The sequence below is a fragment of the Salsipaludibacter albus genome (assembly GCF_019798055.1).
GTDB classification, from domain to species: Bacteria; Actinomycetota; Nitriliruptoria; order Nitriliruptorales; family Nitriliruptoraceae; genus Salsipaludibacter; species Salsipaludibacter albus.
This window is the reverse complement of record NZ_JAHOPH010000012.1, coordinates 82,246-96,200: the sequence shown is the minus strand read 5'-3', so window position 1 is coordinate 96,200 and position 13,955 is coordinate 82,246. Positions and strand designations below refer to the sequence as shown.

Genomic DNA, 13,955 nt, shown 5'->3' with positions numbered 1-13,955 from the left:
GGGGTCCGGGGGTAGGGTCGGCCTCGTCCACGACAAGGAGCCGGGCGTGAGCTCCATCGATGCCGTGCGGTCCCGTGAGGACCTGGTGCCGATGGCGTGCCGCATCGCGGAGGTCGTCGGTGCCCATGCGGTCATCTGTGCCACCGACGACGGTGTCCTGCCCCGTCGCCTGGCCCAGGAGGTCCCGGACCTCCGGATCATCGCGGCGACCCACGACGCCCGGACCCGGGCCGCCCTCGAGGCGGACGGGATCGAGGTGGTGACGGTCGCGACCCAGGTCGCCGACAAGTACCGCCAGGCTCGGCTCGCGGCCGGTTCGGTCTTGGCCTCCGGGGCCGTCTCGGAGGGCGAACTGGTCGTCTGCGTGGTCGGCCACGGAACCAGCCTCGGTGGTGGCGACCTCGTGGTGGTGACCGACCTGGACGACAGCAGCCAGCTGCGCGGGGTGGGTGACCTCGTGCGGCTCGGTGACGACATCAGCCCGGCCGTCTTCGAGTCGGTCATGGCGATCGCGACCCGGGTGGGGCGCGTGGCGAGCCGGGGCAAGCGCATCGGTGCACTGTTCGTGGTCGGCGACAGCGACCGCGTCAGGGAGGGCTCGCGCCAGCTCGTCCTCAACCCCCTGCGGGGCCACGATGCCGACGACCGCCGGGTCACCAACCCCGACCTCCACGACACGTTGGTCGAGCTGGCCAAGCTCGACGGGGCGTTCGTGCTGACCGGTGACGGCCTGATCCAGACCGGCGGGCTCTACCTCGCCTCGTCCGACACGCAGGTGGACGTGCCCAACGGCCTGGGCACGCGGCACGTCGCGGCCGCTGCGGTCACGGCGCGGACCAACGCCACGGCCGTGGTCGTGTCCGCGACCGACGGCGGAGTGCGGGTCTTCACCAACGGCCGGATGGTGCTCCAGCGCCACACCGATCCGGCCCTGGACTGACCGACTCAGCCGATGGTGTCGGCTGCGGGCACGACGTCGGCGACCAGCCGCTCGGCGAACTCGACCGGGTGGCGGTCGGGCATCACCTGCACCTCGGTCACGCCGAGCGCGGCCCAGTCCTCCAACTGGTCGAGGAAGGCGTCGACGTCGTCGAGCGGGGAGCTCGTGGCGAGCACGGTCTTCGTCACGTCGTCGGGATCACGACCGACGTCCTCGCAGTGCCCACGCAGGACCTCGAGCTTGTGTGCGACCTCGTCGGTGCCGGTGCCGAACAGGTTGCAGGCGTCGGCGTACTCGGCCACCAGTCGCAGGGTCTTGCGCTCGCCACCACCACCGACCAGGATCGGCGGATGTGGCCTGGTCAGGGGCTGGGGGACGCACAGGGTCTCGGTCGACTGGTAGTGCTCCCCGGTGAACGGACCGTCGTCGTCGGAGAACATCTGGAGGCAGAACCGCAGGGTCTCCTCGAGCCGTTCGAAGCGCTCGGCCATGGGCACGACGGGCACGCCCAGCGCGGCCTGTTCACGCTCGTACCACGACGCACCCAGCGCCAGCCGGGCACGTCCGCCCGACAGGACGTCGAGTGTGGCCACGGTCTTGGCCAGCACCCCCGGCACGCGGTACATCACCCCGGTGACCAGCAGTCCCAGGGTCATCCGCTCGGTCAGTGCTGCCACGTAGCCCAGGCTCGTGTAGCCCTCCAGCATGGGCTCGTCGGCGGTCATGCCGCCCGTCTCCATCTGGAAGAAGTGGTCCATCAGGCTGAAGGCCGCGACGCCGCCCTGGTCGGCGATCCGGGCCGTCTCGGCCAACGTCGGCGCGATCGCCGACGGGTCGCCGGGTGTCGAGAAGGTGAAGTAGTGCAGGCCGAGGTCCATGGATGTGCCCTGTCGCGGTGCGGGCCCATCACGGTACGCAGGCTCAGCGGCCCGGGTCCTCGGTGACCTCGGCGACGGTCCGCCCCGACAGCACCGACGTGGTCTCGGTGGAGGTCGGGTCGCACCGCGCGTCGGCCGTCTCGTCGGCGACCTTGACCAGCAGCCAGTTCGCCTCGTCGCCACCGACCTTGGCGTGGGTCAGGGCCCAGCCACCCCGGAGCTTGTCACCGGCCAGCCACACCTTGACATGGCCCGCGTCCACGGCCGTGGCGACGTCGACCTCGGCCCCGTCGTCGTCGGTGGTGAGGTTGCGGTACGGGCCGATGTCCCACACGATCACGCTGCCGCCGCCGTACTCACCCTCGCCGATGACCCCCTCGAAGTCGGCGTAGCCCAGGGAGTGGTCCTCGACCCGGACGGCCAGGCGCTTCTCGGACGGGTCCGTGGACGGGCCCTTCGGCACGGCCCATGACTTCAGCACGCCGTCCGCCTCGAGCCGCAGGTCGTAGTGCATGGAGGAGGCCGCGTGCTGCTGCACGACGAAGATCGGACGATCCGCGGGTTCCGGGACAACGCCGGGTGCCTCCGGCGCGCCCTCCAGGTCGTGCCGCTCGCGGTACGCGCGCAGGTCGTCGCCCACGTCCGGGTCAGCCGTCGGCGTCGTCGCGACGTCGCTTCGCCTCGGCCGCCGGGTCGTCCGGCAGCGTGTCGACCACGTGGACCTCGTCGGGCTGGTGGTCGCCGGGCAGCACGCTACGCAGGTGGTCCCAGACCGAGTCGAGGCTCGCCTCGACGTTGTCGCGCATCACCACGAAGGCCGTCACGGTCTCGCGCTCGTACAGGTCGGCCAGCGGCGCCACGGTGCACTCGGCCACGTGGGCGTGGTCGCGCAGGGCGTCCTCGATCTGTCGTGCCTGGCCCATGTGGGCTCCCGTCGTCGGGGGCGGTCCGGTCCGGACCCGGACGGTACGCGCGCGGCGCCCCACGTGCTCCCACCGAGGGCGATCGTGAGGGGCGACCGGGATCGCCGGTGGCGGGGCCGTGGGGGCTATCGTCGGGGATCGACCGACCCCCACACCGGAGCACGCGACATGACCACGACCGACATCGGCCTGATCGGGCTGGCCGTGATGGGCCAGAACCTCGTGCTCAACATGGCCGACCACGGCTACACCGTGGGCGTGCACAACCGCACGACCTCCACGATGCGCGAGTTCGTCGACGGCCCGGCCGCCGACGCCTCCGTCGTGGGCCACGAGACCGTCGAGGAGCTCGTCGACGCGCTGTCGACGCCGCGCCGGGTGATGCTGATGGTCAAGGCCGGCGCCGTCGTGGACCGGGTCATCGAGGAGGTCGCGCCACTCCTCGACGAGGGCGACGTGATCATCGACGGGGGCAACTCGCGCTACACCGACACGATCCGTCGCACCGAGGAGCTGGCCGAGCAGGGCATCCGCTACGTCGGTGCCGGCGTCTCCGGTGGCGAGGAGGGGGCCCGGCACGGCCCCTCGATCATGCCCGGCGGGGACCCGGAGGCGTGGCCGCTGCTGGCCGACCTGTTCCAGGCGATCGCCGCCGACGCCCCCGACGGCAGGCCCTGCTGTGACTGGGTCGGTCCCGACGGCGCCGGCCACTTCGTCAAGATGATCCACAACGGGATCGAGTACGGCGACATGCAGGTGATCGCCGAGGCCTACGACCTCATGTCGGCCATGGGCATGGCCAACGCCGAGATGGCCGAGGTCTTCCGCACCTGGAACGACGGGGTGCTGGACAGCTTCCTGGTCGAGATCACCGCCGACATCCTCGCCCACACCGATCCCGACACGGGTGAGTCCACGGTGGACGTGATCCTGGACGCGGCCGGACAGAAGGGGACCGGCACCTGGACCGCGATCGCCGCGCTGGAGGCGGGCCAGCCCCTCACGCTGGTCGCCGAGGCCGTGTTCGCCCGGGTCGTGTCTGCGCTGGTCGACCGTCGTCGTGCCGCCGCCGGCGTCCTGGCAGGGCCCGATCGCACACTGGAGCCCGATGCCGTCGACCTCGACGACCTCCGTGACGCGCTGTACGCCTCCAAGATCACCTCCTACGCCCAGGGGTTCATGCTCCTGGCCGACGCCAGCGCCGAGCACGACTGGGACCTGGACCTCGGCCGGATCGCCAGCCTGTGGCGCGAGGGCTGCATCATCCGCGCGGTCTTCCTCGACGACATCACCGCCGCCTACGAGGCCGACCCGGAGCTGGACAACCTCCTGCTCGCCGACGTGTTCACCCGGGCCCTGGCCGACGCCCAGCCGGGGTGGCGCCGGGTCGTGCGGGCCGGCATCTCCGCCGGCATCCCCCTGCCCGCCTACTCGACCGCGCTGGCCTACTACGACGGGATCCGGTCGGCACGCACGCCCGCGAACCTGGTCCAGGCACAGCGGGACTACTTCGGCGCGCACACCTACGAGCGCGTCGACGGGCCCCGGGGCGAGCACCACCACACCGACTGGACCGGCCGTGGTGGCGCCGTCACGTCCGGGTCGTACAACGCCTGAGCCCGCCCACCACCGATGTCGGGATGACCGTGGACCTTCGTCGACCGCTCGTCGTCGCCCTGGCCGCCGGCCTCGTGCTGGCCTGCTCCGGTGACCCCGAGCCGCCCACCGCCTCGCCGGAACCCACCGCCTCGGCCTCCTCCACCGACGAGTCCTCGCCAGACCCGGCGCCGAGCCCGTCGGACCCGGCCACCCCCGGTCCCACCGGCACCACGACCGCCGGCCCGAGCGACAGCCCGGCCGCCAGTCCCACCGACACCGAGACCGAGGCGCTGCCACCCCTGCAGGGCCTGGACCTGGAGCTCGTGGCCGAGGGCCTCGAACAGCCACTGGACGTGGCGGTGCGACCCGACGACGGGGGCCTCTACGTCGTCGAGCAGCCCGGCACCGTGCGTCGCATCGACGACGGCGCGGCGGCCGACATCCCGTTGCTGGACGTCTCGGGCGAGATGGAGATCCACAGCATCGAGCAGGGCCTGCTCGGGCTCGCCTTCCACCCGGACTTCCCCGACGACCCGCGGGTGTTCGCGTTCCACTCGCTGCCCAGCAACGACAACGTGCTGGTGTCCTACGAGGTCGGGGCGGACGGCGAGCAGGTCGACCCGGACTCGCGCACCGAGCTGCTGACGGTCGACAAGGAGCCGGACAAGGTCCGCCACAACGGTGGCAAGCTGCTGTTCGGGCCCGACGGGCTGCTCTTCCTCTCGCTGGGCGACGCCGCCCGCGCCAGCGTCAACGGCCAGGACCCGTCGACGCTGCCGGGCACGATCCTGCGGCTGGACGTCGACGGTGACGAGCCCTACGCGATCCCCGCCGGCAACCCGTTCGCCGACGGGGCGACCGTCGACGGCGTGTCGGGTGCACCGGAGGTCTACTGGTTCGGACTGCGCAACCCGTGGCGTTTCTCGATCGACGCCCAGACCGGGCTGGCCTGGATCGGGGACGTGGGCCAGGAGACCGCGGAGGAGGTCGACGTCGTCGCACTCGACGACGCCGGTGTGAACTTCGGCTGGCCCGCCCGGGAGGGCACCGGCACCTTCTACGACGACCCGGCGGTGACCGAGCCGGTGGACCCGGTGCTGACGGTCGCCCACGACGACACGGGGCAGGGCTGCTCGATCACCGGGGGCGTGGTGGCACGCGGACCGTCGATCCCCGAACTGGACGGCACCTACTTCTACGCCGACTGGTGCAACGGCTGGATCCGCAGCGTCGGCTGGGACGGCGAGGCGGTGACCGATCCCCAGGACTGGTCCGACCAGCTCGAGGTCGGCCAGGTCTCGTCGATCACCGCCGATGGCGACGGCGAGGTCCTGGTCGTGGACTGGGACGCCGGGACCGTGTCCCGGATCGTCGCCGTGCGCTGACGGTCGTCCGACCGGGCCTCGGACCCCCGTGACGGGTGGGCCAGCCCCTATCGTGGAGGTGTGCGTCGTGTGTCGCCGTCGGACCGCGGATGCGTCGCATCGCTCGTGACCCGACTCGACCCGGAGGAAGACATGGCCCTCGCGCGCTTCAAGGACCTGTGCATGGACGCCAACGACACGGGGACCGTGGCCGACTTCTGGGGTGCCGCGCTGGGTCGCGACGTCGAGCACATGGCCGACGGCGACGCCGTCGTCCGGGGCGACGATCCCGTCGACACGATCTGGGTCAACGCCGTCTCGGAGCCCAAGGTCGCCAAGCACCGGGTGCACCTCGACCTCCGGGTCGGCTCACTGGACCCGCTGCTCGCGGCCGGGGCGACCGTGATCACCCCCGCCAGCGAGGGGGCCAGGTGGCACGTGATGGCTTACCCCGGCGGCGGCGAGTTCTGCGCGTTCGTCCGTGACGAGATGGACGACGACGCGCCGGGTGAACTGTTCGAGGTCGTGGTCGACACGGCCGACTCCGAGTCCTCCCGGGAACTCGCGGACTGGTGGGCGGAGGTGCTCGGCGGGACAAGCACCGACGACGGCCGCGGGTTCTGGTGGGTCGAGGACGTCGAGTCCATGCCGTTCGAGAGCCTCGACGTCGTGCCCGTCGACGAGCCGAAGAACGGCAAGAACCGGGTCCACTGGGACCTGTTCTGCGACGACGTCCGCGAGCTGAAGCACCGGGGCGCCACGATCCTGCGCAAGCCGGACCCCGACGTCGGGTGGCATGTCCTGCGCGACCCGCAGGGCAACGAGTTCTGCGCGTTCCCGAGCACCCCGCAGTGACGGCGCTGGACCTGGACTGGGTCCGGGCCCGGTTCCCGGCGCTGCAGGACCCCGACCTGGCCGACTGGGTCCATGCCCAGAACGCCGGCGGATCGTGGATGGTCGACCGGGTGGCCGACCGGCTCGACCACTTCCAGCGGTTCACCCGCATCCAGGGAGGGACCCACTTCCCGGCGGGCGCCGCCCAGCAGGCCGCCATGGACGCGGCCGCGCCCGGACTGGCCCGCTGGCTGGGCGTCGGCGAGGACGAGGTCCACGTCGGACCGTCGACGTCCGCGCTGACCTACGCACTGGGTCGCGCGTTCGCGCAGGTGCTGGGACCGGGTGACGCCGTCGTGGTGACCGACCAGGACCACGAGGCCAACTCCGGAGCCTGGCGACGGCTGGCCGACACCGGGGTGGAGGTGCGGGAGTGGCAGGTCGACCCGGACACCGGACGCCTCGACCCGGCCCACCTCGACCCACTGCTGGACGACGATGTCGCGCTCGTGGCGTTCCCGCACGTGTCCAACGTGGTCGGCGAGGTCAACCCGGTGGCGGACGTCGTGGCCCGCGCCCATGCCGTGGACGCCGTGGCCATCGTCGACGGGGTGGCCGCCGCCCCCCACGGGCTGCCCGACGTCGGCGCGCTCGGAGCCGACGTGTGGCTGTTCTCGGCCTACAAGGTCTACGGCCCCCACCAGGGGGTCATGGCGATGCGTCGTGGCCTGGCCGACCGCCTCCCGAACCAGGGTCACTTCTTCAACGCCGACCAGGTCACCAAGCGGTTCGTCCCGGCCGGTCCCGACCACGCGCAGGTCGCCGCGTTGGCCGGGATGGTCGACTACCTCGACGCGCTGGCCGACCACCACCTCACCGTCGACGAGCCGACGGCCGCGACCCGCCGGATCGTCCTGCAGGACCTGCTGTCGGCACACGAGTCGGCGTTGGTCACGCCCCTGATGGACGCGCTGGTGGAGCGCCCGGGCGTGCGGGTGCTGGGACCCACCACGGCCGTGGGCAAGGTGCCGGTCGTGTCGTTCGTGGCGGACCGTCCCGCGGCCGACGTGGCCGCCGACCTCGCGACCCACCACGTCATGGCGTCGTCGGGCCACTTCTACGCCTGGCGGGTCCTCGAGGCCACCGAAATCGACCCCGACACCGGCGTCGTGCGCCTGAGCCTGGTCCACTACAACACACCGGACGAGGTCGACCGGATCGTGACGGCACTCGACGCCGTGCTGTCCTGAGGTCAGCCGGCCGCGAGCGCGGCTGCCACGACGGCGAGGTCCTCGATCGACAGGCCGACCGAGGTGAACACGGTCACGTCGTCGTCGCTGCGACGCACCGGCGTCCCGGTCACCAGTTCGGCCAGGTCGGCCACGACGGCGTCACGTGACAGGTCGCCCGCCGCGACCGGGATCGCGAGGTCACCGTCCTCGGCCAGTGCCGCGTCGCGGTCCTCGACCACGATCCGGCCCCGCTGCATGGTGGCCGTGTCCAGTTCGCGGGTGGTTGGCGTGTAGGCCCCGACCGCGTTGACGTGCGCGCCGGGGGACAGGTCGGTTCCCGCGACGACCGGCGTGTCGCTGGTCGTGCAGGCGCAGACCAGGTCGGCGACGCCGACGTCCGTGGGGTCGCCGACCCTGGCGGAGATCCCCTCCCCGCGGAGCTCGTCGACCAGGCGGTCGGCCGAGGCCCGGGTCCGTGATACCACGGTCACCCGGTCGATCGGCCGGACCGCGCGCATCGCCGCCACGTGGCTGCGCGCCTGGGTGCCGGCCCCCAGCACGACCAGGTGCGTGCTGTCGGGCCGGGCGAGGTGGCGGGTCGCGAGCCCCGAGACCGCGGCGGTGCGCAGCGCGGTCAGCGCCGCCCCGTCGACCAGGGCCGAGGGTGCGCCCGTGGCGACGTCGAACGCGATGTACAGCCCGTGGATCAGGGGGTGGCCGCGGTTCGGGTTCCCCGGCGTCACCGTGACCAGCTTGACCCCGACTAGCGCGGGCGAGGACGCCGGCATCACCAGCAGGGTCCCGCCCGGGACCGCCGCGTGGACCCGGGGTGGCGCGCTCGCCTCGCCGCCGGCGAACACGGCCTCCAGGGCGTCCACGGCCGCCGCCATCGGCAGCCGCCGCGCCAGCTCGGCCCCGTCCAGCAGTTCCAGGTCCTCGAGCACGTGCCACGCTCCTTCGTCGGTTCACCCCGCCCAACCCTCCGTCGCCGACCTCGCGCGATGTGAGTTGTGCGCACCGATGTGGGAACCGCGCTGTGACGCGTCGAACTCACATCGGGATCGCGAACTCGCATCGCGATCGGGTGGCGTCGGGGTCGGGGAGTGGGCGGGAGGCGGCGAGGTCGAGGGGGCGGGTCAGCGGAGGAGGAAGCCGGTGCCGAGCGGGTCGTGGGGGTCGAGGGTGAAGGTGTGGGTGCCGGTGCGGTGGGCGCTGCCGGTGACCTCCGGCACGACCGCGGGGCGACCGTCGACCTCGGCGTCGTCCACGACCCGTCCGACGAAGGACTGGCCGGCGATCCCGGTGGTGACCAGCGTGTGGCCGCGTGGGAGCGTGCCGTCGGCGTCGAGCAGCGCCAGTCGCGCCGACACCCCGCTGCCCGTGGGGGAGCGGTCGACCTCCCCATCGGCGAAGATCGCGACGTTGCGCTGCTCCAGCACGTCACCGTCACGCCGGGTCTGGTCGACGAAGATCACCCCGTAGACGTCGCGGAGGTGCTCCGCGGTCGGGTGCACGACCTCGTGCTCGGCCTCGATCGCGGCCTTGATCGCGCGGCCGGCCGCGACCAGGGCAGGCAGGTCCTCCGCGACCACGGCACAGTCGACCTCGGCCGCGGGCAGCACGGCGTAGAACGCCCCGCCGAAGGCCACGTCGACGCTGACGGCGCGATCGGGCAGGGCCACCTCCAGCCCGGTGGCGTGGACGTAGGCGGCCACGTTGCGGAACGCCACGCGGCTGACCCGGCCGTCCTCGCTGGTCGCGGTCGTCACCAGCCTCCCGGACGGCGCGTCGACGACCACCCGGGTCTGCGCACCGGTGCGGGCGATCACGCCGTCGTCCAGCGCCCACGTGACCAGCGCGATCGTGCCGTGTCCGCAGGCCGTCGAGAAGCCGTCGTTGTGGAAGAACACGACCCCGAGGTCGCCGTCACCGTCGTCGGGGGGCGTGACGAAGCAGCCGTACATGTCGGCATGGCCGCGTGGCTCGTTGACCAGCAGTGCGCGCACGTCGTCGAGGTGGGCCATCGCGTGGGCCCGACGTGCCGGCACGTCGGGTCCCGGAAGCACGTCGACGCCGCCGACCACGATCCGGAACGGCTCGCCGGCGGTGTGGTAGTCGACCGTGCGGATCGCCCTCACAACGGCTCCCCGATCGTGTGCTCGTCGACCGTGCGGATCGCCCTCACGAGGGCGTTCCGGACAGGGCGGTGTCGAGATCGTGCCACAGGTCCTCGACGTCCTCGATGCCGACGCTCAGGCGCAGCAGGCCGGCGGGGAGGTGCTCCTGGCCCGGGAGTGCGGCGCGGCGCTCGACCGACGTCTCGACCCCGCCCAGGCTGGTGGCGTGGCGCACCAGTCGCACCGTGCGACAGACCCGGTCGGCGGCCTCGGCGCCACCCGCGACCTCCAGCGACAGCATCGACCCGAAGCTGTCCATGGTCCGGGCGGCCAGCTCGTGGCCGGGATGTTCGGCCAGGCCGGGCCACCGCACCCGGGTCACCGCCTCGTGGTCCGACAGGCGCTCCGCCAGCACCGCCGCGCTCGCCTGCGCCGTCCCCAGGCGCAGGGCGAGGGTGCGCACCCCCCGGAGCGCCAGGAACGTCTCGAGCGTGCCCGGCGTGGCGCCCTCGAGGGTCCGCGAGGTCCGGACCGCCTCGGCGAGGTCGTCGCGGGTCCCGGCCGCGGGGGCGACGACCACGCCCGCGAGCAGGTCGGAGTGCCCGCCGAGGAACTTGGTGGCGCTGTGGACGACCAGGTCGGCACCAAGCGCGAGTGGCCGCTGGTTGAGTGGCGTGGCGAAGGTGTTGTCGACCACGAGCACGCTGTCGGGCCGCCGCGGCGACGACGCGATGGTCGGGACGTCGGCCACCTCCAGCAGCGGGTTGGAGGGCGACTCCAGCCATGCGAGGTCCACCTCGCCGACCGCCGCGACCCATGCGTCGGTGTCGGCGGTCGGCAGGCGCCGGACCGTCCAGCGTCCCTGCTCGGCACCGCGGTCGACCAGCATCGCGACGCCCTGGTAGGCGTCGTCGGGCAGGGCGACGACCGCCCCGACGTCCAGCGTGGACAGGACCGCCGCGACCGCCGCCATGCCCGAGGAGAAGGCGGTGGCGCGACCACCCTCCAGGCCACCGACCACCGACTCGAACGCCTCCCAGCCGGTGGTCGCGTCGGCCCGCGAGTACAGCCGCTCGTCCCCGTGGAGGAACGTCGAGGCCGGCACGAGTGGATGGTTGAGCGGCTCGCCGGGTGCGTCGGGACGCCCGCCGGCCACCACCCACGATCCCGCCGCCAGCTCGTCGCGGTCCATGCCGTCCCCGGTCGTGTCCGTCACTTCGCGGTGCGATCCTAGGCCGCCGTCACGCTGCGCCGTCGGGACCGATCGACCACACTCCTCCCATGGTCACGCCACCCGAGCCACCCGACGCCACGGTCCCCCCCGTGGTGGACCCCGACGTCGTCGCGGACCTGCTGGATGGGCAGTCACCCGACCGCCGGTCGATGTTCCACGCCCGGCTGCGACGCTGGCAGGGCGACCTGCATGCCGGTCTGGCGGAGGTGTACGAGTCCGACGTCGCGGCCGAGCTGGCGACCCGGGTGGTGCGCAGCGCGGCGGTCGCGTTCGTCGAGCGCGACGACGACCTGCACCGGCTGGACCTCGACCGCATCCTCGCGCCGGACTGGCTCCAGCACCCGCGGATGGTGGGCTACGCCGCCTACACCGAACGCTTCGCGGGCACGCTCGAGGCGGTCGTCGACCGGATCCCGTACCTGCAGGAGCTGGGCGTCACCTACCTCCACCTGATGCCGCTCATGCAGCCACGCGCGGGCGACGACGACGGCGGGTACGCGGTCGCCGACCACCGCACCGTGCGGCCCGACCTCGGCACCGTCGACGACCTGCGGGACCTCGCGACCCAGCTGCGGGGTGCCGGGATCAGCCTGGTGCTGGACCTGGTCGTCAACCACGTCGCCGACGACCATCCCTGGGCCCGCGCGGCGCGCGACGGGGACGCCGAGAAGCGGGCCTGGTTCCACGTCTTCGAGGACCGGACGGTGCCCGACGCCTTCGAGGCCACGCTTCCCGAGGTCTTCCCGGACTTCGCGCCGGGCAACTTCACCTTCGTCGAGGACCTCGACGCGTGGGTGTGGACGACCTTCAACGACTTCCAGTGGGACCTCGACTGGTCCAACCCGGACGTGTTCGCCGCGTTCGTCGACATCGTCCTGTACCTGGCCAACCTCGGTGTGGAGGTGGTGCGCCTCGACGCGATCGCCTTCCTGTGGAAGCGGCTCGGGACCACGTGCCAGGGCCAGCCCGAGGTCCACGCCCTGGTCCGGGCACTGCGGGCCGTCGCCCGGATCGCCTGCCCCGCCGTCGCCTTCAAGGCCGAGGCGATCGTGGCGCCCGGCGACCTGGTCGCCTACCTCGGCCACGGGCGCTTCACCGGCCGGGTGAGCGACCTCGCCTACCACAACAGCCTGATGGTCCAGGCCTGGTCCATGCTGGCCACCGGCGAGGTGTGGCTGGCGGCCCGGGCCCTGTCCGAACTGCCCGACGTGCCCACCTCCAGCACCTGGATCACCTACCTGCGGTGCCATGACGACATCGGGTGGGCGATCGACGACGGCGACGCGGCGGCCGTCGGCGTGACCGGCCACGGCCACCGATCGTTCCTCGCCGACTGGTTCTCGGGGGACTTCCCGGGATCGCCGGCACGCGGGCTGGTGTTCCAGCACAACCCGGCCACCGGCGATCGGCGCACCAGCGGGACGGCGGCGAGCCTGGTCGGCCTGGAGGCGGCCGAGGAGGCCGGCGACCCCGCGGCCGTCGACCTGGCCGTCGCCGCACTGCGCATGGCCCACGCCCTGGTGTACGGGTGGGGCGGGGTCCCCGTGCTGTGGAGCGGTGACGAGCTCGGGCAACCCAACGACGCGGACTGGGCGCAGGACCCTCGCCACGCCGACGACAACCGGTGGGCCCACCGGCCGGTGCTGGACCATGACCGGGCCGCCCGGCGCCACGATCCGTCGACCGTGCCGGGTCGCGTGTTCGCCGACCTCGCCACGCTGGCCCGGGTCCGGGCCGGCCTGGAGCGCCTGCACGCCGGGACGCAGGCCCGGATCGGGCCACTCGACGACCCGGGCGTGCTCGTCACGGTCCGCGACCACCCGATCGGCCGGCTGGTCGGCCTGTACAACGTCACGGCCGAGCACCGGCCCTGGCATGGCCACCGGGTCGACGAGCTCGGGATGGACGGGGCCGTGGACGCGCTCACCGGATACCACCCGGAACGTGGCGTCGACGGGCACGTGTGGCTGGAGCCGTACGGGGTGCGCTGGCTGGTCCACCCGGACTGAAACCACCGACCGGAGGCGACTAGCCTCGGCGCCGATGCCGACTCCCCAACACAAGGCCCCACTCATGGCGTTCGGTCCGGTCGAGGTGCTGGTCCTCGCGTTCCCCGGCAACCAGTTCCGTGGCGAGATCATCCCGGAGCTGCAACGCCTGGTCGCCGCCGACGTCATCGGGATCGTCGACGGGGTCTTCGTGATCGCCGACGAGGACGGGACCATCGAGGGGTTCGAGCTCGACGCCCTGGAGGGCGACGCCGCCGAGGCACTGGCCGGTCTGGACAGCCGGGTCGCCGGGCTGCTGTCGGAGGACGACGTGCTCGAGCTGGCCGCGGGGCTCGAACCCAACAGCTCGGCCGCGATCCTGGTCTTCGAGCACCGCTGGGCGACCAGCCTGCAGACCGCCGTCCGCAACGCCGGTGGGGAGCTGGTGGCGGACGTGCGCATCCCGGCCGACGTCGTCGACACTGTCGCCGCCGGCATCCAGGACTGACCACAGGAGAACCCATGCCACTCGGAGGACGCCGCATCGGACGACCCGGACTGGTGGGCACGATGGCCCGCACGGCCGTCATCAGCGGCACCGCGACCGCCGTGAGCGGCGGCGTCGCCCGTCGCCAGGCCGCTCGACACGCTCCACAGCAGCAGGTCTACCAGGAGCCCGCGTACCAGGAGCCTGCCCCGCAGGCCCCACCCGCCCCGGCGCCCACAGCCGGTGGAGGTGACGACGTGCTGGCCAAGCTGCAGCAGCTGGCGGACCTGAAGGCCCAGGGGATCCTCGACGACGCCGAGTTCGCGGCGGCCAAGGCGCAGCTGCTCGGCACGTAGTCG

Annotated in this window: 14 protein-coding genes; 8 read left to right on the top strand and 6 right to left on the bottom strand. The window is 72.8% G+C overall.

Annotated features, from left to right (window positions below; genetic code table 11):
- The first annotated feature begins 46 nt into the window (after nt 1-46).
- Complete coding sequence (locus KR546_RS09545; protein ID WP_238444472.1) at nt 47-940, top strand: diadenylate cyclase; 894 nt, start codon at nt 47-49, stop codon at nt 938-940.
- A gap of 5 nt (nt 941-945) precedes the next feature.
- Here the strand turns inward: KR546_RS09545 and KR546_RS09540 are convergent, their stop codons facing one another.
- Genes KR546_RS09540 through KR546_RS09530 form a run of 3 tightly spaced genes read right to left on the bottom strand, consistent with a single transcriptional unit; the run spans nt 946 to nt 2,741 of the window.
- On the bottom strand, nt 946-1,818 hold the full coding sequence (locus KR546_RS09540; protein ID WP_238444471.1) for an LLM class F420-dependent oxidoreductase: 873 nt from the start codon (nt 1,816-1,818) through the stop codon (nt 946-948).
- Nucleotides 1,819-1,861: 43 nt separating this feature from the next.
- Entirely contained in the window at nt 1,862-2,458 is a 597-nt protein-coding gene (locus tag KR546_RS09535; RefSeq protein ID WP_238444470.1) for a DNA polymerase ligase N-terminal domain-containing protein, read from the bottom strand.
- A gap of 7 nt (nt 2,459-2,465) precedes the next feature.
- Nucleotides 2,466-2,741: an AMP-binding enzyme gene (locus KR546_RS09530; protein ID WP_238444469.1), complete on the bottom strand. Its 276-nt coding sequence runs from the start codon at nt 2,739-2,741 to the stop codon at nt 2,466-2,468.
- A gap of 168 nt (nt 2,742-2,909) precedes the next feature.
- On the opposite strand from KR546_RS09530, the gene gnd reads away from it, so the two are divergent.
- The 4 genes from gnd to KR546_RS09510 all read left to right on the top strand — a co-directional run bounded on the left by gnd (nt 2,910) and on the right by KR546_RS09510 (nt 7,788).
- Nucleotides 2,910-4,358, top strand: a complete 1,449-nt coding sequence (gene gnd / locus KR546_RS09525; protein ID WP_238444468.1) for a decarboxylating NADP(+)-dependent phosphogluconate dehydrogenase — start codon at nt 2,910-2,912, stop codon at nt 4,356-4,358.
- Between the two features lie 23 nt (nt 4,359-4,381).
- On the top strand, nt 4,382-5,725 hold the full coding sequence (locus KR546_RS09520) for a PQQ-dependent sugar dehydrogenase (RefSeq protein ID WP_238444467.1): 1,344 nt from the start codon (nt 4,382-4,384) through the stop codon (nt 5,723-5,725).
- Between the two features lie 132 nt (nt 5,726-5,857).
- Nucleotides 5,858-6,559: a VOC family protein gene (locus KR546_RS09515; protein WP_238444466.1), complete on the top strand. Its 702-nt coding sequence runs from the start codon at nt 5,858-5,860 to the stop codon at nt 6,557-6,559.
- Nucleotides 6,556-7,788 (top strand): aminotransferase class V-fold PLP-dependent enzyme, encoded by a 1,233-nt coding sequence (locus tag KR546_RS09510; RefSeq protein WP_238444465.1) that lies wholly within the window; start codon nt 6,556-6,558, stop codon nt 7,786-7,788. Before KR546_RS09515 ends, KR546_RS09510 begins: the two co-directional genes overlap by 4 nt.
- A gap of 2 nt (nt 7,789-7,790) precedes the next feature.
- Here the strand turns inward: KR546_RS09510 and KR546_RS09505 are convergent, their stop codons facing one another.
- The 3 genes from KR546_RS09505 to KR546_RS09495 all read right to left on the bottom strand — a co-directional run bounded on the left by KR546_RS09505 (nt 7,791) and on the right by KR546_RS09495 (nt 11,079).
- Nucleotides 7,791-8,714: an ornithine cyclodeaminase family protein gene (locus KR546_RS09505; protein WP_238444464.1), complete on the bottom strand. Its 924-nt coding sequence runs from the start codon at nt 8,712-8,714 to the stop codon at nt 7,791-7,793.
- Between the two features lie 192 nt (nt 8,715-8,906).
- Nucleotides 8,907-9,908 carry a proline racemase family protein gene (locus KR546_RS09500; RefSeq protein ID WP_238444463.1) on the bottom strand — a complete coding sequence of 334 codons (1,002 nt, stop codon included), beginning with the start codon at nt 9,906-9,908 and terminating at the stop codon, nt 8,907-8,909.
- 43 nt (nt 9,909-9,951) lie between these two features.
- On the bottom strand, nt 9,952-11,079 hold the full coding sequence (locus tag KR546_RS09495; RefSeq protein WP_238444462.1) for a trans-sulfuration enzyme family protein: 1,128 nt from the start codon (nt 11,077-11,079) through the stop codon (nt 9,952-9,954).
- Between the two features lie 89 nt (nt 11,080-11,168).
- On the opposite strand from KR546_RS09495, the gene KR546_RS09490 reads away from it, so the two are divergent.
- The 3 genes from KR546_RS09490 to KR546_RS09480 all read left to right on the top strand — a co-directional run bounded on the left by KR546_RS09490 (nt 11,169) and on the right by KR546_RS09480 (nt 13,952).
- Nucleotides 11,169-13,130: an alpha-amylase family protein gene (locus tag KR546_RS09490; protein WP_274387876.1), complete on the top strand. Its 1,962-nt coding sequence runs from the start codon at nt 11,169-11,171 to the stop codon at nt 13,128-13,130.
- A gap of 64 nt (nt 13,131-13,194) precedes the next feature.
- Nucleotides 13,195-13,617 carry a DUF6325 family protein gene (locus KR546_RS09485; RefSeq protein ID WP_238444461.1) on the top strand — a complete coding sequence of 141 codons (423 nt, stop codon included), beginning with the start codon at nt 13,195-13,197 and terminating at the stop codon, nt 13,615-13,617.
- 14 nt (nt 13,618-13,631) lie between these two features.
- The gene (locus KR546_RS09480) at nt 13,632-13,952 is read left to right on the top strand and encodes an SHOCT domain-containing protein (protein WP_238444460.1); all 321 of its coding nucleotides are present in this window, start codon (nt 13,632-13,634) and stop codon (nt 13,950-13,952) included.
- Nucleotides 13,953-13,955 lie beyond the last annotated feature (3 nt).

Excerpts from the sequence above, each read along its gene's own strand:
- KR546_RS09520 (WP_238444467.1), top strand. The coding sequence starts at position 4,382 with ATGACCGTGGACCTTCGTCGACCGCTCGTCGTCGCCCTGGCCGCCGGC.
- KR546_RS09515 (WP_238444466.1), top strand. The coding sequence starts at position 5,858 with ATGGCCCTCGCGCGCTTCAAGGACCTGTGCATGGACGCCAACGACACG.
- gnd (WP_238444468.1), top strand. The coding sequence starts at position 2,910 with ATGACCACGACCGACATCGGCCTGATCGGGCTGGCCGTGATGGGCCAG.
- KR546_RS09480 (WP_238444460.1), top strand. The coding sequence starts at position 13,632 with ATGCCACTCGGAGGACGCCGCATCGGACGACCCGGACTGGTGGGCACG.
- KR546_RS09490 (WP_274387876.1), top strand. The coding sequence starts at position 11,169 with ATGGTCACGCCACCCGAGCCACCCGACGCCACGGTCCCCCCCGTGGTG.
- KR546_RS09530 (WP_238444469.1), bottom strand. The coding sequence starts at position 2,741 with ATGGGCCAGGCACGACAGATCGAGGACGCCCTGCGCGACCACGCCCAC.
- KR546_RS09540 (WP_238444471.1), bottom strand. The coding sequence starts at position 1,818 with ATGGACCTCGGCCTGCACTACTTCACCTTCTCGACACCCGGCGACCCG.
- KR546_RS09485 (WP_238444461.1), top strand. The coding sequence starts at position 13,195 with ATGGCGTTCGGTCCGGTCGAGGTGCTGGTCCTCGCGTTCCCCGGCAAC.
- KR546_RS09495 (WP_238444462.1), bottom strand. The coding sequence starts at position 11,079 with ATGGACCGCGACGAGCTGGCGGCGGGATCGTGGGTGGTGGCCGGCGGG.